Origin of the sequence: Cellulomonas sp. McL0617, assembly GCF_049994875.1 — a bacterium.
Taxonomy (GTDB): domain Bacteria; phylum Actinomycetota; class Actinomycetes; order Actinomycetales; family Cellulomonadaceae; genus Cellulomonas.
This window is the reverse complement of record NZ_CP188256.1, coordinates 1,962,350-1,985,927: the sequence shown is the minus strand read 5'-3', so window position 1 is coordinate 1,985,927 and position 23,578 is coordinate 1,962,350. Positions and strand designations below refer to the sequence as shown.

At 73.8% G+C, this 23,578-nt stretch carries 9 protein-coding genes; all 9 read left to right on the top strand.

From position 1 onward, the window contains the following. Positions 1–61: 61 nt before the first annotated feature. The 9 genes from ACPPVS_RS08920 to ACPPVS_RS08880 all read left to right on the top strand — a co-directional run bounded on the left by ACPPVS_RS08920 (position 62) and on the right by ACPPVS_RS08880 (position 23,568). Positions 62–649, top strand: coding sequence for a hypothetical protein (locus ACPPVS_RS08920; RefSeq protein WP_426595719.1), 588 nt, complete (start codon positions 62–64; stop codon positions 647–649). After that, positions 646–10,638 (top strand): DUF6603 domain-containing protein, encoded by a 9,993-nt coding sequence (locus tag ACPPVS_RS08915; RefSeq protein WP_426595718.1) that lies wholly within the window; start codon positions 646–648, stop codon positions 10,636–10,638. The genes ACPPVS_RS08920 and ACPPVS_RS08915 overlap by 4 nt, the downstream gene beginning before the upstream one ends. Next, positions 10,631–12,559: a hypothetical protein gene (locus tag ACPPVS_RS08910; protein ID WP_426595716.1), complete on the top strand. Its 1,929-nt coding sequence runs from the start codon at positions 10,631–10,633 to the stop codon at positions 12,557–12,559. The genes ACPPVS_RS08915 and ACPPVS_RS08910 overlap by 8 nt, the downstream gene beginning before the upstream one ends. Next, complete coding sequence (locus ACPPVS_RS08905) at positions 12,556–13,584, top strand: hypothetical protein (protein WP_426595715.1); 1,029 nt, start codon at positions 12,556–12,558, stop codon at positions 13,582–13,584. The genes ACPPVS_RS08910 and ACPPVS_RS08905 overlap by 4 nt, the downstream gene beginning before the upstream one ends. Then, positions 13,585–17,571 (top strand): hypothetical protein, encoded by a 3,987-nt coding sequence (locus ACPPVS_RS08900; RefSeq protein WP_426595714.1) that lies wholly within the window; start codon positions 13,585–13,587, stop codon positions 17,569–17,571. Beyond that, a complete protein-coding gene (locus ACPPVS_RS08895; RefSeq protein ID WP_426595713.1) occupies positions 17,568–22,403 on the top strand; it encodes a choice-of-anchor D domain-containing protein in 4,836 nt (1,611 codons plus the stop codon). Before ACPPVS_RS08900 ends, ACPPVS_RS08895 begins: the two co-directional genes overlap by 4 nt. 34 nt (positions 22,404–22,437) lie before the next feature. After that, a complete protein-coding gene (locus tag ACPPVS_RS08890; protein ID WP_426595712.1) occupies positions 22,438–22,686 on the top strand; it encodes a hypothetical protein in 249 nt (82 codons plus the stop codon). A 74-nt stretch (positions 22,687–22,760) separates the two neighbouring features. Then, positions 22,761–23,237 (top strand): PPOX class F420-dependent oxidoreductase, encoded by a 477-nt coding sequence (locus ACPPVS_RS08885; RefSeq protein WP_426595711.1) that lies wholly within the window; start codon positions 22,761–22,763, stop codon positions 23,235–23,237. Between the two features lie 124 nt (positions 23,238–23,361). After that, positions 23,362–23,568: a hypothetical protein gene (locus tag ACPPVS_RS08880; protein ID WP_426595710.1), complete on the top strand. Its 207-nt coding sequence runs from the start codon at positions 23,362–23,364 to the stop codon at positions 23,566–23,568. Positions 23,569–23,578: the final 10 nt, after the last annotated feature.

Below are 23,578 nucleotides of genomic sequence, written 5' to 3'. Positions count from 1 at the left end.
AGATGTCGTGACTCGCGTCACTCGACGCGGCACGGCGGGCTGTGAACCGGGGGGTTCCGGGATGAGCGAGGGCACGGACGCCGCGCGTGAGAACGCATCGTCGACCGTCCCCCTCGCCGACCTGACGGCCTTCGTGCAGGCGGCGCTGACCGGTCCGGCCAACGCGGGGGCAGCCTCGGTCGTGTGGAGCGACAAGGGCGCGCAGATCCTGCTCCACGTGGACAAGCTGCAGCTGCGTGCGGTGCAGGGCGCCGTGATCGTGGCCGTGGACACCGAGTCCGTCGAGCTCGGCGTCGCTCCCCTGGCGGTGCGATTCGTCTTCGGCTCCGATGCGGCGACCGCCGGTCTGCTGGTGGCCGCCACCGACGAGTCCGCCCTCGGCAACCCGCAGGTCGCGGCGCGGTGGGGTGCACTCTTCCGGGACGTGGTGTGGGCCGCCCTGCTGCGCTACGTCGAGAGCCATGCGACGGCGAAGGGACTGGTCCCCGGCGGTGTGTCGGTCTCGGAGCACGGCCTGACGCTCACGCCGCAGCGCGCGTTCTCGTTCGTCGGCCTGGCGGCCGAGCACGTCGAGCCGCTGGTCCGCGACGACATCCGCCTCGTGCCTGCGTCCCGCACCCGCACCGCCTCGACGGACCAACCAGGATGAGCATCAGCCTGGGCCAGACCGGTGAGCTGGACGCGCTGGCGCGTGCGCTCGGGCTGCTCGACGAGCAGGGTGACTTCGACCAGAGCTGGTTCCAGCAACCGCTGACCAAGCTCGAGGGCATCGTCCGCGCGCCGGGTCAGCGCACCGCGCTCCTGCAGTTCTTCGACCTGGTCCTCCCGCCCGAACCGCACCCCGGACGACCCGCCAGCGAGAAGTGGCACCCGCTGCTGGGGGATCTCGAGCGCGGCAACCTCTACCTCACCCTGCGGGACACGGGTTCGGGCGTCGTGCTGGGGCTCGGCGGCGACTTCCACACGGGCGCCGGCGCGGACGTGCCCGCCTCCCTGCGGTTCCAGGCCGACGTGGTGGAGGCGGGTTCCGACGTCGAGCTCGTCATCGGGACCACGGCCCACCCGCTCGCCGTCGAGGCGCGCGTGCAGACCGGGTGGACCTACAACCCCGCGGGCGGCCGACCCGTCGGGCTCGCGGCCGTCACGGCCCGGTTCACCGTCGTGCCCGACCCGGACCACCCGAGCGCGTCCCTGGTGCTGGTCCTGGAGCAGCTGAGCCTCGGCGGCGAGACCCCGGCGGACAGCGTGATGGACGTCGAGGACCTCGGCAGGCACGCCCCGGACCTGCTCGCCGCGCTGCTGAAGATCGTCCTGGCACAGGTGGACCCCGATGCCACGCTGACGTCGCTCTCCGACCACCTGCTCGCCCTGTTCGGGCTCGCCGACGCCGACGACATCCCGGCCTTCCCGTTCGCGGACCTGCCCGAGGGCCCTGCCGCGGTGCAGCGGTGGATGGGCCAGCTGCTGGGCACTGACGGCACGCCGACGGCCGTTCCGTGGTTGGAGCACCTGGCCGGGCTGCTCGGCCAGACGGTCACGGCGACCGGCACCGGGTCCGTGGACGTGCCCTGGCGCGTGCCGGTGGCCGAGCTGGCGGGCGTGCAGGTCTACGCGACGCTGGCGCAGGCGTCCGGCCACCTGCGCGCGGGCCTCGGGGTGTCCGTCGCGGCGGCGCTCGGACCGGACGCGCCGGAGCTGCACCTCGAGGCCGAGGCCGCGCTGGTCGACGTGCCGCTGGACGGGGTCGGCGCGATCGTCGTGGTGCCGCGGGCCACCGCGCTGCTCCGTCTGACCGGGGCCGGCGACACGGCGGTCGTGGACACGGCGCAGGTCAAGATCGGCACGCTGCGCGCGGGGCTCGTCTGGGACGGGTCCACGCTGACGCCGACGCTCGAGCTCCTGGACGCGCGGCTCGACACCACGCCCTACCCGCGGCTCGACCTGACGAACGTCGACTCGGTCGCCGCAGCCGCCGTCGACCTCGTCGTGCACGAGATCACCGACGCGCTCGGCACGGACGTCGGGCGCCGGCTCGCGGCCCTCGTCGGGCTCGTCGCACCCGAGGACCCGGCCAACCCCGGCACCGCGCTGCCCGGGTGGACGCACCACCTCGACCTGGCGACCTTCGTGGTGGACCCGGCCACAGCCATCGGCACGTACCACCGGGCGGTGCTCCAGGACGGGACCAGCTGGGACGCGATCCTGCGTGAGGTGGCACACCTCATCGGGCTCGACGGTGCGATCGGCGGCACGGGCAGCGCGGTCGACCCGTGGACCGTGGCGATCGCGGGCGACTCCCCCGCGCTCCAGCTGACCGCCTGGCACGCGCCCGACCCCGCGGCGGCCGGCACCGAACAGCTGCGCATCGGGCTGCGGCTGGCCACCACCCCGGCAACGTTCGCGCTGGTCAGCGAGCTGCTGACGTTCGACCTTGCCGACGGCGCGTTCTCCGTCGGGTTCCTCGGCGCGCAGGAGCTCCGGCTCGTCCTCGACCCGGCGGTCGACGCGACGATCGGTCCCGTGCACATCGGGCTGGACACGCTGGAGGCGTCGGCCGGCTGGCGCCCGGGCCAGCCGTTCGGCTGGCACGTCCGCGCGGCCGGACTGTCGTTGTCGGCCGACGGTGACGCCGTCACGGTGCCCGAGCTCCACCTGCCGCCCGCAGTCCCGTTCGACCTGACCGACCTCGCGGCATCTGCGGCGGGCCTCGGTGTGGGCATCGGCGACCTGGAGAACCTGCTCCGCCTCGTGCTCTCGGTCCTCGCGTCGACCGCCGGCGACGAGGTCGAGGCGGCCGCGGGTCTGCTCGGCCTGCGACGCGGCCTGCCGGGCATGCCGGAGGACAGCCCGCTGATCGTCGACCCCAGCGACCCGGGGAGGCTGCTGCGGGACCCGCTCGGCGCGCTGCGGCTCTGGCTCGGTCGGCTGGTCGCGCACGTCGGGGTGTCCGGCGAGTCCAGCGCGACCGCACTGTTCCGAGGGCTCGGATCCCTCGGCGAGGGCCTGCTGGGCGCGGGCGAGCTGGAGGTCGAGGAGCTGGCGACGGACCTGGTCGACCTGCTCGACGGGGCCGGGACGTTCGACGACCCGTGGCGGATCGCGTGGCCGGGCGCACACCTGGCCGACGGGCCGCGGCTCGAGACCTGGCTCGAGCCGGCCGGACCGCCGACCGCCTGGCTCGCCGGACTGGGCACGAGGGTCGACGCCGCGCAGACCGCCGAGGACCTCGCCGCCGTGCTCGTCGAGGTCGCCTGGTTCGACCCGGACCTGCGCAGCCTGCTGCGCGGGCTCACGCTGCGCGACCTCACCGAGCGGCTGCGGCTGCTGGAGGTGCACCTGGGCTCCGGGGACGGCGTGGTGCCGCGCGACTCGCAGGGCCCCGACATCTTCGGCTGGGCGCACGGCGCTGAGGCGAACGCCGCACACCCGTTGCTGCCCCAGCACCCGGACGTGGTGGCGGACGTGGTCGCGCAGGTCGAGCGGATCGTCTCGGGCGGCAACCGCTGCGTCCTGCTCGTCGGCCCGGCGTTCGTCGACCACACCGTCTGGTCCGGTGTGCTCGCCTCCCCCGACCGGCAGGGCACCACCGATCCCGCGGCGCACGTCGACCTGCGCACGCCCGGGATCGACCCCCGGACCATCTCGCTCGACACCCTGACCGCCGTCGCCGACTGGTACACCGTGGACCTCGCCGACAACGGCAGCGGCGACACGGCCTACCTCGCGGACCAGATCGCGCACGTCGCCGACCGGCTCGCCGTGCTGCACCCGGGTGCGCTGACGATCGTCGCCCATTCCTATGCCGGCCTGGCCGCGCGCACGTTCGTCGCCGACCACCCCGGCCGCGTCACCGGCCTGATCACGATCGGCACACCGCACCTCGGGACTCCGCTGGCGTTCCTGCAGGACCAGGAGCTGGGCGACGCCCTCCGCATCGCCGGTGTCCTCGCGCCCGCGCTGACCGCGTCGCCTCTTGCCGACGCGCTGGCCCACCTGACGCGCGCGGTCGAGGGCTACCGCCCGGCGCCTTCGACCGATGCCCTCGCCGTCGCGGACCCCTATCCCGAGGCCTCGTTCTCGCTCACGGCACCGTTCGACATCGGCGCCGACGTCGCGGTCGTCACGATGTCCGGCTCGCTGTCCGACGACGTCCTCGCAGCGCTGCGCACCGCGGTGTCGGCGCGCGTGCAGACAATCGCCGGCAGCCCGCGCCCCGCGCCGACGCACCTCGCCTACGGCATCGCGATGCCGGTGCCGCTGCCTGACGCGACACCGAACGCCCCGCACGCGGACGCCCGCGTCCGGTACGGCCTCGGCCAGATCGCCCTCGTCGACTCCCCCGCGGTGCCGCCGCACCCTGCCCAGCTGCTGCGGGTGGAGCTCGAGCTGAGCCGCCCGGGCGGGTGGCTCGTCGGCGGACCGGCGCACAGCGACGTGGACGGCCGCCTGCGTCGCCTCCAGCTCGGGGTCACCGCGAGCCATGGCGGATCCGGCCCGACCGCGGTGCTCGACGCCCGGCTCGACCAGGCCGCGTGGCGCGGCACCACCGTCGCTCGGGCCGCGCTCGCCGACGCCGTGGCTGCACCCCTGATCGGTGCCGGCGTCGGCGCGGCCCTCGCGGCGACGGACTCGGCCGCCACCACCGTCTCAGCGCTCGCGGCGGCGCTCGGCGCGATCGACCTCCTGGGCACGGACGCGACCGGCACCCGGGTGCTCTCGGCCGACGGGTTCGCTGCCCTGCGCACCGACCCCGTCGGCTTCCTGGGCGGCAAGGTGCCCGGCGCCCTCGCCGCCACGGACGGCTGGGCTGGCCTGATCGCCGACGGCGTCACCGACGGCTCCTACCTGCTGGCGGCACCCGGCACGCCGTACGAGCTGTTCGTCCGGCGAGACGGCACGGGCTGGCGCACCGGCATCCAGGCCTCGACCGCGGCCGGCGACGGCGACGCGCGCCCGTCCGTCGAGCTCTCCGCGGACGTCGACCTGGCCCTGCCCGCATTCACCGCGACCGCCGAGGTGGTCGCCCGGCTCGGCATCGTGGCGCTGCACTACCGGACGGCCGACGGGACGGTGACCCTCGACGCCGACCCGTTCCTGACCGGCGTCCGGCTCTGGCCCACCCCGTCGCTCCCGGACCTGGCCGCGAGCCTGGACGACGCGATCCCGCAGGTCCTGGCCTCGGGGGTCGTCGCGACGATCCTCACGCCTCTGGTCCCCGGCCTGGACGTCGCCGCCCTGCTGCACCTCCTGCGCGCCCCCGGCGAGATGCTCTCGGGCGTCGACGCGCTCGGGCTGGACGGTGGCGGGTTCGACGCCGGCAAGGTTGCGCAGCTGCTCACGACGCTCAACGGCGCGCTGCGGCTCCCCGCCGGACCGGGGCTCCAGCTGCCCGGCGACATCGGGCTGACCGTCGTGGCGGGCTCGACCCCCGGGTCCATCCGGATCGGTGCCGCGACGACCTCCCCCATCGAGGGCGTCCTGGGCCTCGGCTTCGCGGTCGAGATCGACGCGTCGCGGCACGTCGCGCCTGCAGGCTCGGTCACGATCGGCACGCCGCTCACGGGCAGCTGGCCCCACCTGGACGTCGCGTTCGGCGCGGACCCGACCGGCCTCTCGCTCGTCGTGACGCCGCAGGGCGTGGAGCCGATCACGATCCTGCCCACGTTCAGCGGGCTCGGAGCCCTGCGCGGCGCCGCAGGCGGGCTGCTGCCCCAGGTGCTCGACGCCGCCGTCGACCACTTCGCCACGCCGCACCCCGACTGGCTCGAGCACCTGCTGGCGGCCGCCGGGCACCTCGACCTGTACGACCCCGCGGGCAAGTTCTCGGCCCACACCGCCTCCTTCACGGCGATGCTCACCGGCACGTGGTTCGACGACGTCGACTCGACGAAGCGCGGCCAGCTGGCCAGTGCCGTCGTCGACCTCCTGCCCGGCGTGCCCGGCACTCTCGACGCCCCCGGCGGCGGCCTCGTCCGCTGGCGTCTGACGCTGCCCGACTCGCTCGGCTCCCTGCAGGCGACCGGTGGCTGGGGCCTCAACGGCCCCACCGTCGGGATCGGCATCCTCAACCTGCGTCCCGTGGCCAGCGCTCCCGCGGCGTTGTCGGCGACGGTGCAGGTCGACGGCACGGGCGTCGACGTCTCCGGTGCGCTCGGCGCCGACCTGTCCGGGCTCGGGGTGGCGCTCCAGCCGCGGTTCGCGTTCGACATCGACTCCGGCGGAGACGTGCGCATCCGCGCGCTGCCGTTGGCGTCGGGCGCCGACGACGGCCCGCTCGTCCTCCAGCTCGCGCCGGCGTTCACGGTGACCACGGCGTCCGGAACCGCGGAGCAGCTCATCGTCGGCTGGGCCCTCCCGCTCGCCCTGCAGGTGGCGCTCGCCGCGGCGGAGCCCGTGCTCGACCACGATCTGTGGACCGGCGGCCCGACGCTCACCGAGGCCCTGACCGACGCCGGCATCCTCGTCGGCGGGCACCTGGCCTCCCCGTTGCCCGGGGTGTTCCAGATGCTCGGCGGGTTCCTCGCGGCCGCGTCGAGCGCGCTCGACGTCGCGCTGGGCGACCTGCACGTCAGGCTGCTGTCCGACGGCGGCCGCGTCGGGATCGGCCTGTCCGGGCACGTCGCCATCCCGATCGGCGAGCTCCAGCTCGACGTGCTGCTCGGCGCGCCGACGGCGTGGGGCGCTCCCGCGACGGGCGGCCTCGAGCTGTTCCTCATCGACACCACTCCCGAGCTCGCGTTCGACCTGGGCATCCACCTGCGCGGCGTCGGCGTCGGTCTGGAGAAGTCGGACGGCACCGCGCTGGTCTCCGAGACCTGGCTGCGGCTCGGCGCGGTCAAGGCGTACGTGTTCCTCGACCTCGAGACGCGCACCGGCTCGCTCGTGGCTTCCCACGGCGGCGGCGGTCTGGAGCTCGGCGGGTTCGGGCTGCCCATCAGTGCCGCGCTCGGCGGCGGCGGCGGATCGAATCCGGTGGCGTCCAACCTGCTGTCGTCCGGCGGGTCCGGCGGCGCGGGTGGCGACGGGCAGAGCGTCAACCCCGTCACCGACGTCGACGTCTGGTACTGGGACGACGCCGGCACCGGTTCGGCCCAGCTGCACGTGCTCGTCGGCGGGCAAGGCGGACTGTTCTGGATCCCCATCCACGCGGGGTTCGGGCCGATCTTCATCGACCAGCTCGGCATCGGGATCACGAGCACCGCCCTGACGCTCGCCATCGACGGCGGCCTGAGCGTCGCGGGCCTGTCGGCGGAGGTGGACGACCTGTCGGTCACCATCCCGTTCGCGCACGTCACCGATCCGAGCCAGTGGTCGCTGGACCTCAAGGGCCTCGCGGTCGGCTACTCGGGACCGGCCATCTCGATCGCCGGGGGCCTGGTCAAGTTCGACGGTCCGCCCATCGAGTACGACGGCATGCTGCTGGTGAAGATCGGCAGCATCGGCGCCATCGTCATCGGCTCGTACAGCGTCGTCGGCAGCGGGTCCGACGAGTACACCTCGTTCGCGATCTTCGGCGGCGTCTTCGTGCCCATCGGGTTGCCGCCCGTCATCAACCTCACCGGCATCGCGCTCGGGCTCGGCTACAACCGCCGCCTGATCGTGCCGGAGGACCTGAACAAGATCCCCGACTTCATGCTGGTCAAGGCGTTGGACAACCCCGAGGCGCTGGCCAACAACCCGATGCAGGCGCTCTACGCGTTCCGCGACCAGGTGCCCCCGTCCCGCGGCGCGCTGTGGTTCGCGGCGGGCCTGCGCGGCACCATGTTCGAGGTCGTCAACGTCACGGCCGTCCTGTACGTGGCCCTCGACGGCGGCATCGAGATCGGCCTGCTCGGTGTCGCGCGCATGGCCCTGCCCACCGACGACGCGGCGATCGTCAGCATCGAGCTGGCCATGAAGGCCCGGTTCAGCAGCGCCGAGGGTCTGTTCTCCATCCAGGCCCAGCTCACCGACAACTCCTGGCTGATCAGCAAGGACTGCCAGCTGACCGGCGGCTTCGCGTTCTTCACCTGGTTCCGCAACGGGACGTTCCTGCTGACGCTGGGTGGCTACCACCCGTCGTTCAAGCCGCTGCCCGAGTACCCGATCGTGCCGCGGCTCGGGTTCCGCTGGTCGTTCCTCGGCGTCGTGCAGATCAAGGGCGAGTCGTACTTCGCCATCACCTCGACGGCGTTCATGACCGGCGTGCGGATGGAGGCGACCTACGGGCCGGACTGGCTGCAGATCTGGTTCACCGCCTACACGGACATCCTCATCACGCGCGACCCGTTCCACTACGAGCTCGACGTGGGCATCGAGGTGGGCGGGCGCCTGCGCATCCGCATCTGCTTCTTCGCGTGCGCGACGATCGAGATCAGCGTCTCGGTCGGTGCGTCCCTGCACCTGTCCGGCCCGCCGTTCCACGGGACCGTCACCGCCGACCTCGGCGTGACGTCCGTGACCGTGCCGTTCGGCGACGACTCGCTGCCGATGCCGCCGGCCAAGACCTGGGCCGAGTTCGTCGACCTCTACGTCCGCGCCGGCGACGCCGCGGCCGGCAGCGTCGGGGCGCAGGTGAGCGCCGGCCTGCTGCCGGCCGAGCCCGCAGGGGCGCCCGTCGCGCCCGGCACCGCCGACCAGCCCTGGCGGCTGTCCGCCGAGTGGGCGCTGCGCACCGAGTCCAAGATGCCGGCCCGCGGCTTCGCGCTGCAGCTGCAGACCGACGTGCCCGAGTCGCAGATGACGGCCACGGTGTTCGGCCGGTTCGCGACGCTGTCCGCGACCTACGAGTTCGACCTCGCACCGATGCACGAGACCCACGACCACGTCGGCGCGGTGCACAGCGTCGTGCTCGCCCGCCAGACCGAGGGCACGAGCACGTTCGTCGACATGGTCCCCGACAGCCAGCCCGCACCCGCCGACAGGGCCCTGGTGCTCGACCCGACCCTGTTCCGCCTCGACCCGCTGATAGCGCAGGTGTCCGAGGCGACGTACCACTTCTTCGCCGACTTCAAGCCGCCCGCCGCCGCCAACACGCTCCCCGTCCTCAACGGCCTCGAGATCACGGGCGTGGCCGGGCTGCACGACCCCAGCGACGTGGTGCCCATCGGCACGCTGGTGGACGCGACGAACTACCGGCCGCTGCCCTTCGCACGGAACACGGGCTCCGTGACGATCGCCGTCAAGAACGCGGGCGCCGCCTACGTGGCGCTCGCCGCGACCGCGAAGGACATCTCGACCCCGGCGCTGATGACCGGCGTGGCGAGCATCGTGGGCGGGAGCAACCCGGAGTTCGCCGAGCTGCGCACGGACAGCGGGCTGCGCTCCCCCGGGTACGGTCCGGCCGCGCTGGACGCGCTCGCCAACCGGCGGTCGGCACCGCCCGTCCTCTCGTCGCTGGCCGAGGGCTTCACGCTCGACCCGGTGGGCATCGGCACGCCACCGCCGCCGGTGCGGGTCGGCCCGGTCGAGGGCGTGGCGCTCACCCAGCCGCGCGTGCGCGCCGTCCTGCAACGACCGGTCCTCGTCGCCGCGGCAGCACCGGCGATGCGCACCACCGTGCCGGCGCTCCGCCGGCTGCCGCGGCTCGACACCCGCATCGGGCTGCCCAAGGTGGTGCCGGTGGTCGACGTCCGGCACGACCTCGTCACCTCGTGGGACGTCCCCGGCTCGGCGTTGCTGAACCGGCCCACCACCGGCGTGCCCCAGCCGACGCGGGCCGCGCGGTCGTCGCGGACGCTGCGCAACCCGGCCCTGGGCGGGACGGTCGGCCGGGCGGCGGGCCAGAGCGTCGACGGGCTGACCAAGCTCGCGGGCGGCGACGGCGTGACCCTGCGGTCGGGCAGCACGCACCTGTGGGAGCTCCCCCGGTCCGCCACCTGGACGGTCTCCGCCAGCGGCGACAGCGCGGTCCGCATCACCGAGCTCAGCACGGCCGGCACCCTCCTGGCGGACCGCGAGCTCCCCGCCGGCCAGCAGTCCGTCATGCTCGTCGACGGCTGCGGGATGGTCGCGCTCACGGCACTGGGCGTCCCGACCGTCGCCACGAAGGCCGCGGGTGCAGGCGCCGTCACGGGGGCCGTCTCCGCCGGCAGCTCGACCCCCGTGCTGGGCTGGCAGCTCGGGTCGCAGCTGGCGCAGGTCGGCCCGACCACGCTGCTCGCCCGCGGTTCGGTGGTCCGGCTGAGCAAGCCCTTCGCCGTCGGTGTCCGCGGCCACGTCGAGGCCGCCGGGATCGTGCCGGTGACGCGCGCGATGCTCGACCAGGAGCTCGTCCGCACGGACCTGCCGGCGTCGACCACCGTCATCGGCGTCCTCGTCGACGGACCGCGGGGCGTCGCCCTCGGCCCCGAGCAGGTGGTCGTCCACACGGGCGGCGCGGACGTCGCCGCTCTCCCGCTGCGGGTCACGGCGGGCAACCGGACGATGTTCCTGTACGACCTGCTGGCCGACGACCCAGCGGGCCCGACGGTCGGCGTCAGCGTCGGTGTCGTGGGCGACGTCGCCCTGGCCGGCGTGGTCGGTGCCGTCGGGAACGCGGCTCAGTGGGCGGCCGTGCTGGCCGGGTCGACGCTGACGCAGGTGGTGCCCGACGAGCACCTGACACCCGACGGCTCGGTCCAGGTACGGCTGATGGGGAAGGCGGTGCACGATGCCTGATCCGCAGGTCGGCGAGATGGTGCTCTACGACTACATCCGACCCCCGCTGCTCGCCGGCGCCTACCGGATGCGCGTGGAGACGGACGTCGCGATCGCCGGCGCACCGCAGGACCTGCCCGGCCAGGACTACTTCTTCGACGTCGAGGGCCCACGGTTCTCGCTCGCTCCGTCCGAGGTGGCGGGCGTGTTCCCGCCGCGCAACGGGCACGGTCCGTTCGACTCGGCGCTGCCGCACGTCGCGCTCGGTCGTCGGACGCTGCCGTGGGAACGGCCGCTCGGCGACGCGTACACCGTCGGCCCCGACGACACCCCGTACCCGTTCCTCGCCCTCGTCCTGTTCGAGGCCTCCGAGTGCGAGCTCAAGCGGAACCAGGCGCTCACGGACGTCGTCCCGGCGGACGTCTTCCAGCGGCTCGGCCGCCCCGACGGCATCCGGTGCGACGCCGTCGAGGCCGACCTCCAGCTGCTGCGTGACATCCTGCCGATGCCGGACGAGCTGCGGTTGCTCACCCACGTGCGCCAGGTGAACGTCGACGACCGTGAGCTCGCCGCCGGCGACTCCGACGGGTACTTCGCGGTCGTGATGGGCAACCGGATCCCCCGGTCCGGCTCCTCCTACGTCGCGTGCCTGGTGTCCGTCGAGGAGCGCACCGACCTGCTGCCCACCACGGACGTGGTCGAGGAGCACGGCTGGGAGACGCTCGTCGACGCCCAGGACGCCCTGGTGTCCCAGCCGTTCGAGCTGAGCGGCGGCTCGCTGGGGACGGGCGTGACCGCGGAGGTCGCCGACACGATGGTCCAGCCGATGCAGGGCAGGACCACCACCGGCACCGTCCGGAGCACGACGAACAAGGCCGCGATCCAGTCGGCGGTCGAGGCGGCGCCGGCGCGGGCCAGCAGCCTGGGCGTCACCCAGGCGGCCTCGGCCGGCAAGGAGCTGATCCCGGCGCCCGCCGCCCCGCCCGGACTCGTCGGCGCCGTCGCAGCCGCGTCCCAGGACGCCTTCCTCCCGTCGAGCAGCACCGCGCACGCCGCCGTGCTCGGCCAGTCCGCCGACCTGAAGCGGCGCACGGATGCCGGCATGTTCGTGCTGCACCCGAAGGCCCGCCTCGTGCTGCTGCACAGCTGGACGTTCGTGTGCGAGGGCGACGGCACGTTCCGCCAGCTCATGCAGGGCCTCGACGTCGCGATGGCGGGCGAGGTGGCGCCGTCGTCCACGCTCGCCGTCGCCGACACCGGGCACATCCGCATCGACGTCGTCGACCGCCTCGGTGCGCCGGAGCAGAGCTGGTACCGCGGGCCGTTCGTCTCCCAGCCGGTCTCGCGCGACCCGCTCGGGCCGTACCACAGCGCCGACCAGGCGCGCCGGGTGGTCGCCGAGACGGGCGCGGAGAACATCTCGTACGCGAGCGCGTTCGAGGTGGGCCGCCTGCTCGCGGCGGCCGACGGACGCCTCGCGCAGGAGCTCATGCGGTGGCGCCGGGGTGCGTACCGGTCGTCCACCCAGGACACCAGCAGGTCGACCCTCGTCGCGGCGATGCGGCTGGTCGAGGTGACCGACCCGCTCGACCCCGTGGCGCTGCGGTTCGCGGTCGACGTCCTCACCAAGGTCACGGCCGGCATCGGCCCGCTCGGCGACCCCCTGCTGCGTGAACGGGTGCTGTCCTCGCCGCTGCTCGGCGCGGACGCCCTGACGAGCACCTTCGGGCTGCGCTCGAAGGACGCCATCCGCACCCTGCTCGGTGCCGACGCCGGCCTGACGGGCGCGGTCGCGCTGCCGCCCCTGGGCAAGGTGCCGCCCACGTCGACGCTCGACCAGATCCTCAAGGACTCGGTGGGGCTGGCCGCCCTGGCCGAGGTGCGCAGCAATGCCATCGCCGCCGTGGCGGCACCCAAGCTCCGACTGGAGGGTCCGGGATGAGGGCTCCGCTGACCACCGCCCGGATGGCGCTGCACGAGCGCCTCGTCGCGCCCGCTCAGGAGTCGACCCTCGAGCCCGAGGGCGACCTGCCGCCGTACCTGGAGTCGTTCCTCGCGCACGTGCGGCTGCTGGTCGGCGTGCCGTTCGAGTACCTCGTGCCGGACGAACGCCTCCTGCCGCCCGAGTCGATCCGCTTCTTCTACGTCGACCGCTCGTGGACCGACCGGCTGGTCGACGGCGCGATCGCGGTCGGGCAGATCGGCTCGCGCGAGGAGGCGCACTACCAGGCGCGCGCGACGAGCCTGGGCCAGCTGCTCGACCAGAGCGAGCGCATGGTGCGCCCGATGCAGCGCGGCATGGAGTTCCCCGACGCCAAGAAGCTGAGCGACGCGGACCACGACCAGGGCACGCTGGTCACGGGGTTCGTCCTGCGTTCCAGCGCCGTCAAGGGCTGGCCGCACATGGACGTGCGGGCGTACGACGCACCGGTCAAGGAACCGTACAAGTCGGCCGATCCCACCGTCGTGAGCCACCAGCTCAAGCTTTTGCGGCTGGAGCTGCTGGCGCCGTCGGTGATGATCGCGCTGTTCGAGGGCGAGCCGCAGATGGTGATCCTCGAGGAGCCCCACCACGGGATCCAGTTCGGCGTCCGACACCTCGGCAGCTCGCTCGCCGTGCCGCTGCGGACCCCCACCGGCGAGCAGGTGCGCGTCGGGGACGACGCCGTGCCCGTGCCGGTCCCGGTGCGCTCGCGGCACGCGGACATCGTCCGGGTCGCCGCGCTCCAGACCGCCCTGCAGACCGCTCAGGCTGCTCACCCGACGGCGATCCAGCAGACCGGCGCCGGCGCGTTCGCCATCTCGGTGCTCGACCCGCCGTGGCGTCAGCACTTCGAGGGGACCGTCGACCACGCCGACACCGGCGCGGTCGACCCGGACTCCCGGTTCCCGGCCTTCCACGTCACGGCCGTCCTCCAGCAGGGCATCGTCCTGAGCACGGTGAAGACCGTCCTGGGGGTGGTCTAGATGGCCGCGTTCGACAACCGGCTCGTCGGTGCGGCGATCGCCCACGGGATCACGCCGCGCGCCGTGGCCACCTGGAACCCCGCACTGGCCCGCACGCCACGGGTGATGGTCCCCATCCAGCTCGACGTGCTGCTGGTGCGCGAGGAGGGCGGGACCTGGGCGAAGACCGCCATGACCGTGCCCGACCCCGGATCGGCCCCCGACGCTCACACGCTGCTGCCCGACCCGTTCGCGGAGCGCGACCCGCGCAAGCCCGGCGCCTACCTGCACTGGGCCCTGCCCGACGCGCTGACGCGCGGCAGCGGGACGGCTGCCGGCGGCGACGTCTCGTTCCCGCCCGTCCCGGACCGCTGGGTGGTCAGCCGCATCTCCACGCCCCAGGCCGGAGCCCGCCGCGCCGTCACCGCCTGGGTGATGGAGACCGGCGGCCAGGAGCCCGTCGTCGAGCCGCTCGACAGCTGGACCGAGACGGCCGACCCGGAGCGGACGGACACGCCGGGCGTGCAGCCGCTCACCGTGCTGGGGCACGGCGACGCCGCCTGGTCGGCGTACTACGACGACGTCGAGAACCGCCTCGGCTTCTACGACGACCTGTCGGGCGCCACGGGTCCGGTCGCCTACCTCGTCACCGGCTGGCACAGCCGGCACATCGACGACCCGATCGGCGAGAACCTCAGCTCGCCGACGGCGTTCGAGGCCCGGATCGCCCAGCTCGGCTGGGAGATCAACCCCGCCGACATCGAGTCCGCGTTCGTCTACGCCCAGAACCGGGCGCTCGCAGCGACGACGTTCGGTCTCGCGACCCGCGAGGCGACGTACGTGCAGAAGGCGGACGCGGCGACCGGCAAGTCGTTCGCGGTCCAGGGCGTCCGCGACGACACCGCGACCCTGTTCGCACCCGGGGGCAAGGCGGTGCTCGGCGGCTGGGCGGCCCGGGCGGTGTCGTGGCCCGAGCTCACGCTCTACCACGGGGGCGTCGTCGGGCTCGGCTGGCCCGGCGCGGGGATCGCGGTCGCGCCCGACGGCCTGCTGGGCGGCGATGCGGGCGGACCGCCGGCGGCCGAGGCCGTGACGGTGACCATCGGCAGCACGCTCACCGAGGCGCTCGCGGCCCGGCTGGCGCAGACGACCGGCGCGCCCGACGAGGCGCGCATCCTGGAGGCGGTGCTGCTCGGAGCCGTCGACGAGCTCGACCAGCCCGACGCACCGGCCCGCATCGACGCGCGGCTGCACGCCTCGGCGTTCGGCAGCCTGCCGGGAGGCACGCGGACCGAGCAGGTCACGCAGCGCGCGCTGCAGACCCCGACCGCCGAGGTTCCGAGCCCGAGCAGCACCGACCCCGGGGTCTTCGCCGGCACCGGGCCGGCCACGGCTCCTGCGGCGCCGACCAGCCGACCGGTCGCGGCGACCTCCTCGGGCGCCCAGGTGGTCGCCCACGTGCAGAAGTCCCCCATCGAGTACGCATCGCCCGCCTTCGCCAAGGGCACGTACGACGCCGCGCTGACGGCGGTGCACCTCGCGGTCACCGCGAACGTCCGGGTCCCGGTCCCGCGGTCGGCGAACGCGGACGCCCAGGCGGAGACGGTCGACTCGGAGCGGGCGCTCCCCCGGTACTTCATGCCGGCGGACCCCGTATTCCTGCTCGAGGGTGCCGGCCGCTCGTTCAAGCACGGCTCCGACGGCCTGCACACCGAGACGGGCACCCTCGTCTGCCGGCTGTCCGGGCACACGACCACGAGCCTCGCGCCCAGCGTGCTCGCGCAGGCAGGCGGGGCCGCCGTCCGCGGGCAGGACCTGCTGGACCGGGGGCTGGAGCACGGCGGCATCCCGCCGGAGTGCGACGATCTCCTGGCCGAGCTCGCACTGCTCGACCCCGGATCGGCACCGACGGCCGTCCGGAACCCGTCGGGAACCGCGCGGTTCGCCCGCGCCGACGCAGCCGCGAACGTCGACCTGGAGGCCCAGGCGCGCGTCGTGGCCACGGAGCAGACCGCCTGGTGGATCGCGCGTGACGAGCGGCGTGACCTGTCGCCGTTGCTCGCGGTCAGCGGCCTCGCCGGCACGCTGCCGTCCGCGATCGCCGTCGCACCGCCCGTGCGACCGTGGGTCCCGCTGCACCTCGACTGGGCGGTCGACCTCTTCCGGTCGCCCGGCTTCGAGGACTGGCAGCTCGAGGAGGTCGACTTCGACGCGGTGCCGGAGACGGTGCCGGCGGCCGACGCCGTACCGGTCCAGACCCTGACGGGCCGGGCCCTGCTCAGCGGCGGAGCCGCGTCCATCGCGGCCGCGACCGTCCGTCGGGTGGTGGAACAGGCGCGCGCCACGGCCGGATCCACGCAGCTGACGCCCGGCGTCACGCACGCCTACTACTCCAAGGCCGCCCAGGAGATGCTCACCCAGATCGCGGCGCTGTCCACGGTGAGCGTCCAGCAGGCGCCCGCGGCGCCGGGTGCGGGCTTCCCCCAGCGCGCCGCCGACCTCCGCGCCACCAAGGCCCGGGCCAAGGCCGCCGTCGCCGTCCCCCCGGAGGCAGCCGCCGACCTCGACCACGTCGCGGACGAGCTCGAGCGCATGGACGTGCTGGTGGGCGCGATGGACCGGTTCAACTCGCGGCTGCGGGGCGGGTTCGTCGCGGACGGCACCAGCGGCGCCGGCCAGGCGGTGCCCCCCGCCTTCTGGCCGCTGCGTTCCGGCTTCATGCGGGTCACCCGCCTGCGCCTCGTCGACTGCTTCGGTCAGGTCCTCGACCTGCTCGGGCCCGACGACGGGACACCGAACGACAGCGCCGACGTCCTGGAGACCGAGACGCTGGTGGTCGACCAGCGCGACGACCTGGTCGAGCTCGCGCCGAGGTTCACCGCGCCGGCGCGGCTGTGGTTCCGGTTCGTGTCCGCGGACGACGACGCGACGGAGGCGGACGACACCACGTCGCCCGTCTGCGGGTTCGTCCTGCCCAACCACCTGGACGGCGACCTGCAGCTCTACGGCGCCGACGGCGGGGGGCTCGGGGCCGTGCGGTTCGACGCCGCGGCCGGTGTGGTCTGGGAGGAGTCCCCGGGGCAGCCGAGCGGCCTGGGCGGCCAGCCGGCGTCGATCGTGCGCAACCCCCACCTGGCGGGCCTCGCGCAGGGGTTGCTCGACTGGGGTGCCGTCGACGCCTCACCGGACGCGCCCGCCACCGACTCCGCGCTCTCGTCCCTGCTGCGCATCGTCGACGCCTCGCTGTGGGCGGTCGACCCGTTCGGGCACATCGGTGAGGAGCACCTGGCGCTGCTCGTCGGCCATCCCCTCGCCGTGCTGCGCGCCCTGGTGCGCGTCGAGGTGGCCGAGCCCGTGGCACCCGACGTCGTCGCGGGCATGCGCGTCCCCGTGCGGCTCGGCGCGCTGGCGCACTGGCAGGACGGGCTGCTCGCGTACTTCGTCGGCGACGACTACCGGACCCTGCGCGTCCCGGACCCGGCGGCTGCGGACTTCGCCCGGCCGATCGGCCCGCACGAAGGGTTCAACGGTCAGGCGTCGACCACGTCCGGCTACTACGACGACTTCGCGCAGGACCTCGGCGTCGTCGCCGATCCGGGCGCGACCCCCGTCGACCACCCGTACGTGGACACGAGCGGCATCCTCTGGGTGCAGCCCGGGCAGGACGTCATGGTGACGCTGCTGGTCGAACCGCACTGCGTGGTGCACGCGACCACCGGGTTCCTGCCGCGCAAGGAGATCGGCATGCGGCGTGGCTGGGTCGCGCCCGGCCTCGCACGGCTCGCTCCCGTGTTCCGGTTCGGCCCGGTGCTCGTCGACCCCAAGCTCGTCCGGATGCCCGTCGCCTCCGACATCCGCGGCACGTGGAGCTGGAGCCACCGCTCGAACGCCACGACGTGGGTCGACGACCCGATCACCAACTCGGTGGGCGACGCGCGCATCCCGCCCGATCCCGCGCAGGGCCAGGAGGGCTGGCTCACCCTGACGCCCGAGGAGCCGCAGCCGTGAGCGTCGACGAACAGGCACCCACCGACGCGAACCTCGGCGAGTCGGAGAGCACCCCGGAAGCCCTGGTCAACCGCCAGGAGGACAGCACCGGATCCGCCGACAACCGGCGGTGGCGGTACGCGGTCCGCGAGGTCGACGCCCTTGAGTACGCCGGCCCCGGCATCTGGCGGCAGATCGGGCCGGCACCCCTGGTCGTCGGCAACCAGCAGCTCTTCCTCGGCGTCGGACCGGACAGCGGCGAGGTGGTCGACATCGCGTTCGACCCCCGGCCGAACGGCCGGCTCTACATCGCGGCGGGCAGCGGCGGCGTCTGGCGGTCCGACGACGACGGCGCGAGCTGGCGCCCGACGACCGACCAGCTCCCGGCGACGTCGATCGGCGCGATCGCGGTCGATCCCGTGAACCCCGACATCGTGTACGCCGGGACGGGGAACCTGTTCGACGGGCAGGCCGGCATGCCCAAGTCCGCGGGCCTCTTCCGGTCCGTGGACGCCGGCGCCAGCTGGTCGCGGCTGACGTCACCGGCCGGCCGGCCGCCGCAGCCGATCACCGCGGCGACGAACGTCGCGGGTGGCGTCCGCGTCACGGTCGCGGGCCACGGCTACGCGACCTTCGACCGGGTGGCGGCGATCGGCCTCCCCGGGGTCGTCGGCGCGGCGAACGAGGCGATCGTCGTGCGCATCGACGACGACACGCTGCGCCTGAACGGCATGCACCTGGTGGGCGGTGCGTACGCCGGTGGCGGCACGCTCTTCGACGCGCGACAGCCACCCTTCCTGTCCGACCGCGGCATCGTGCGCATGGTGTGCCCGGTCGGCGGCCAGCTCCTCGTGGCGTCGGAGTCCGGGCTGTACTACTCGGTCGACGGCGGCAGGAACTTCGGCGCCAACCACCCGGCGTTCGACGACGGCAAGCCGTTGCGCACCGGCGTGATCTCGGCCCTCGAGGTGGACACCGGCTGGACCCGTCAGGCGCCGGTGCTGGACGCCACCCCGGCGAGCCCGATCGTCGTGCGCGTGTCCCGGCACGGCTTCGCGTCGGGCGACCACGTGGTCCTCGGCGGCGTCACGTCCAACCGCGAGGCGAACGGTGGGTGGGTGGTCGATGCAGTGGACGACGACCACTTCTCGCTGCGCGGGTCGACCGGCAACGGCACGGGCGCGACGACCGGCTTCGTCCAGGGACCGTCGCACCCGACGACGGTCGCGGTCACGGGCGCGACGAACCCCGCGGCGCCGGCCCCTATCGTCGTGACGGGCGCCGCACACGGCTTCGTCACGGGGGACGTCGTCGCCGTCAGCGGTGTCCAGGGGACCACGAGGGCGAACGGCTCGTGGGCGGTCCGCGTGCTCGGCCCCGACACGTTCGCGCTCGTCGGCTCGCGCGGCAACGCGGCCTACACGGGCGGCGGCGTGGTCGATGGGCCGCGCCACCCCGCGCCGCTCGCGATCACCGCCGCCGTGAACGCCGGCGGAGGCGTCACCGCGACCGTGGTCGGCCACGGCCTGCTCGACGGCGACCGGGTGAGCGTCCTTGGGCTGCCCGGCATCGCCGCGCCCGGCAACTCGGCGTCCGTCCGTCGCGTCGACGACGACCACGTCCGCCTTGCCGGGCTCACGATGAACGCGGCCTACGGAGGGGCGGGCGCCACCCTGGCCGGGCCGGCCGACAGCTGGAACACCGTCTACTTCGTCGCGGGGGGTCGGCAGTTCGGCACCACGGCGCTCAACCCGGATCGGGGGATCTTCCGGCTGACGATCGCCTCGACGGGCCAGGTCGTTCTCTCGGACAACCTGCTCGCGCACTCGGGTGGCGTGCCGGGCGCCTTCGGCCGCGTGGCCCTGACCCAGTCGATGCTCCCGCGGACGCGCACCCTGTACGCGTCCGTCCAGGACGGCGAGCGCGGGCACACCAGCGTCTTCGTCGGCCTCTTCCGCAGCGACGACTCGGGCACGACGTGGCAGGCCCGGCCGGCGCTCGCCGCCCGGGTCAACGTCGACAACTTCGGCGACCAGACCCAGGACCAGACCAGCTACGACCTGACGCTGGGAGTCGACCCGCAGGACTCACGACTCGTGTACGCCGCCCAGAAGCAGCTGTGGCGCTCGATCGACAGCGGCGGGACGTGGCCGACCGTCACCGCGGCGACCAGGGGCGGCGTGGACCAGCTCGGTCCGATCGGCGCCGCACCCAGCACCACCCTCGTGCACTGGGACCACCACGAGCTGGTCTTCCCGCCGCCCACCCGGTGGACCTGGACGGGGGTCGCCCCCGACGCGCCGACGCCCGCTTACGTCGGGACCGACGGCGGCATCTACCGGTCGAGCGGTCCGGTCGGCGGGGCGTTGTCGTTCACCGCCCTCAACGAGGGCATCGCGACGTCGCTGCTCAACTCGCTCGCGATCGGGCGCGGTCCGGGCAACAACGACGTCACGTTCGGCGGCATGCAGGACTGCGGGACCGGCGGTCACCGGCGAGGCGACGCCCACGGCACCTGGCTCGTGGGGATCGACGGCGACGGTGGCCCGGTCGCGGTCGACCCGGTCGACCCGGACATCGTCTACGGCACCACCAACGGTCGGCTGATCAAGTCGACCGACGGCGGGACGACGTACTTCCAGCAGGGCATCGCGCGCACCGTGCCGGTCGAGGCCGTGGCCAACACGAACCCCGTGCGGGTCACGACGGCGCCGCACTCGTACCGGGCCGGCGACTCGGTGACGATCGCCGGGGTCACGGGCGGCGGCGGGCTGGCCAACGGGGCGAGCGTCATCAACGTCGTCGACAAGCGCACGATCGAGCTGCGCACCAAGAACGGCACGACGGTCGCCGCGTTCGGCACCGGCCCGACCGTCACCGGCGACCGGTTCCTGGCTCAGGCCGACGTCGTCGCCGCCACCCAGACCGCGCCGATCGAGATCCAGACCACGCAGCCGCACGGGTGCGCGACGGGCCAGCGAGTCCGCATCGATGCCGTCCAGGGAAACACGACGCCCAACAACACCGATGCGCGTCCGGCGTGGACGGTCACCGTGATCGACGCGCACCGGCTCTCGCTCGACGGGTCGGACGGCACGCTCGGCTCGTCGTACGTCCAGGGCACCGGACGGCTGCGCGGGCCGGCCGTCCACCAGGCGATGCCGGTGTTCGGCACGGTGAACCGGAACCCGGTCGTCGTGACGGCGCAGGGACACGGGTTCCTCACCGGTGATCAGGTGACGGTCGCCGGGGTGCTCGGGAACACCAACGCGAACGTGGCGGCGCAACCGATCCACGTGCTCGACAACAACAGCTTCGAGCTCGTCGGCGTGGCGGGCAACGGCAACCCGGGCGCCGTGCCTCGGGTGGCGGGGCCCAACGTCGGCGGGGGCGGCGCCCTGTCCAACCAGAGCTACATCCAGCGGATCGCGCTGGAGCCCAACGGCGCCAACCCCTCGACGACGATCTACTTCGCCCAGGACCAGACGCTGTTCAAGAGCACGAACAGCGGTCGCTCGTTCGTCGCGATGTTCACGTTCGCGGACCACATCACCGCACTGCACGCGCCCGCAGCGAACCGGCTGTGGGTGGCGACGAGCGACCTCGTGCACACCAACCAGCACTACCGGGTGTTCTTCTCCAGCACCGGGGGCGGCACCTACCTCGGCACGGCCGCCCACTTCGTCCGCGACGTCGGCGCGCGCTCGTTCATCTCCCAGATCATCGAGGACCCCGCCGTGCCGGCCGGGACGCGCGTGGCGGTGGTCGCCGCCGGGTACAGCCGGACGGCGACCCCGCGCCGGACGCGGCACGTGTTCCTGACCGAGACGGGCGGCATCAGCGTCGGCGGGAACCCGGCCTGGCACGAGCTCGGTGGCACGTTCAACGCACCCACCGGCAACCTGCCCGACATCCCCGTGATGGACGCCGCCTGGGACACGTCCACGGTGCCGTCCTCGCTGCTCGTGGCCTCCGACGCGGGGGTGCTGCGGCTCGACGGCGCGACGTGGAAGCGCGTCGGCCCCAACCTGCCGAAGGCCGGGGTCCAGGCGATCGTCCGCGACTCCACCGCCGGCCAGCAGGTGCTGCGCATCGCCACCTACGGGCGCAGCGCGTGGGAGTTCACCGTGCCCGCCGACCCGACCCTGCACGTCGAGGCCGACCTGGGATTCGGGGACCTCCAGGTCGGCCAGTCGGTGACCCGCGACCTCGTCCTGCACTCGGTCGGCGGCGCCCCGCTGAACGTCACGGCCATCGACGGCTCGTCGACCGACATCGTCGTGACGTCACGACCGCCCGGGGCCGGGTTCCCGCTCGCGCTCGCGTCGGGCGAGCACCGCGCGTTCAGCGTCACGTTCACGCCGTCGGTGGCCGGGGACCGCGGCTCGCAGCTGATGGTCTCGTCCGACGACCCCACCCACCCGTCGATCCTCGTCAAGGCCACCGGGTTCGGCATCATCGCGGGCCGCCCGCGGCTGTCGACGCGGGCGTTCCTGGAGTTCGGCACCGTCCACACGGGCGCGCCGGGCGACCTGGTCCTCGAGATCCGCAACCTCGGCGACGGACCCATGAGCCTGGACGCGATCGACCTGGACGCGGCCGGGAGCAACCGGTTCACCCTGGTGAACCCACCGGCCGTTCCCCGCAACGTGCCCGCGGGCGGCAGCGAGTCCGTCACGGTGCGGTTCGACCCGATCGCGAACGGTCCCGCCGTGAGGTCGCTCGTGGTGCGCGCGAGCGGTCAGGGCCAGGTGGTCAACCTCGTCGGCACCGGCACCACCACGGCCGCCGGCATGGTCGCCGTCCTGTTCGACCTCCTCGGCGTCGGCGGCCCGCCCGACGCCGTCGCCTGAACCGCGTCCCCCCAATCACCGAGGGAGAACCTGCATGTCCACCAGCACACCTGTCCGGGCCCGCTTCTGGGTGTTCGTCGTCGTCGCGGCGGCGGCGTTCATCCTGTTCGTCGTGACCCTGATCTCCCGCGAGTGGATCGAGGAGGTGTTCCACGTCGACCCCGACGAGGGCAGCGGGTCGCTCGAGTGGCTCATCGTCGCGGGAACGGCGCTGGTGGCGCTGGTGCTGGGCATCCTTGCGCGTCTGGAGTGGCGCCGACCGCGCGCAGCGGTGACCGCCTGAGGTCAGGGTTGCGCCGGGTTCCAACCCGGGCGCACGCCGCGACGGCCCGACACGTCGTCTTCTACGGTGAGTCCATGCCCCGATCCATCGCGACCACCCGCACCGTCGACCTGACCGAGCTCCTCGACTTCGTGCGAGACCGGCACCACTACGTCCTGGTCACCACCCGCACGGACGGGCGGCCCCAGATCTCGCCCGTGAGCGGTGGCGTCGACGACCGGGGTCGGCTCGTCGTCTCGACCTACCCCGGCCGCGCCAAGGGGCTCAACGCCGAGCGCCGCCCGCAGGTCACGGTCTGCGTCCTGTCCGACGACTTCGGCGGCGCCTGGGTCCAGGTGGACGGTGACGCGGAGGTGCTGCACATGCCGCAGGCCGAGGACGCCCTGGTCGACTACTACCGGTGCATCGCGGGCGAGCACCCCGACTGGGACGAGTACCGCGCGGCCATGCGCGTGCAGGGCAAGTCGCTGATCCGCATCACGCCGACGCGCTGGGGACCGATCGCGACGGGCGGTTTCCCGGCCGACGTCGCCGCTCGCCTGGACAGTTGAGCGCTACGCGCCACCCGTCCGAATTGTTCCCGATTGTCGCAAGTCCATCAGGTCGGGTGACAACGCGGGTGAAGGTCGCGCCAGAACCGGGTATGACTCCTTGTCAACCCGCACGATGGATCTCGTGGAGAACGACAGCGTGAACCTCGCCTGGACCGTCGACGTGACCGACGACGACATCCGCGCCGCCAAGCGCGAGTGGAACCGCGCCCAGGACGCGCCGGATGCCGACAACGACCGCATCGCCCGCCTCTACGACGACTACCGCCGCCTGGTCATCGCGCAGGCACAGCAGATCGCGGACGACTTCCGGGCCCGCCGGTCGAGCTGACCCGTCTGGG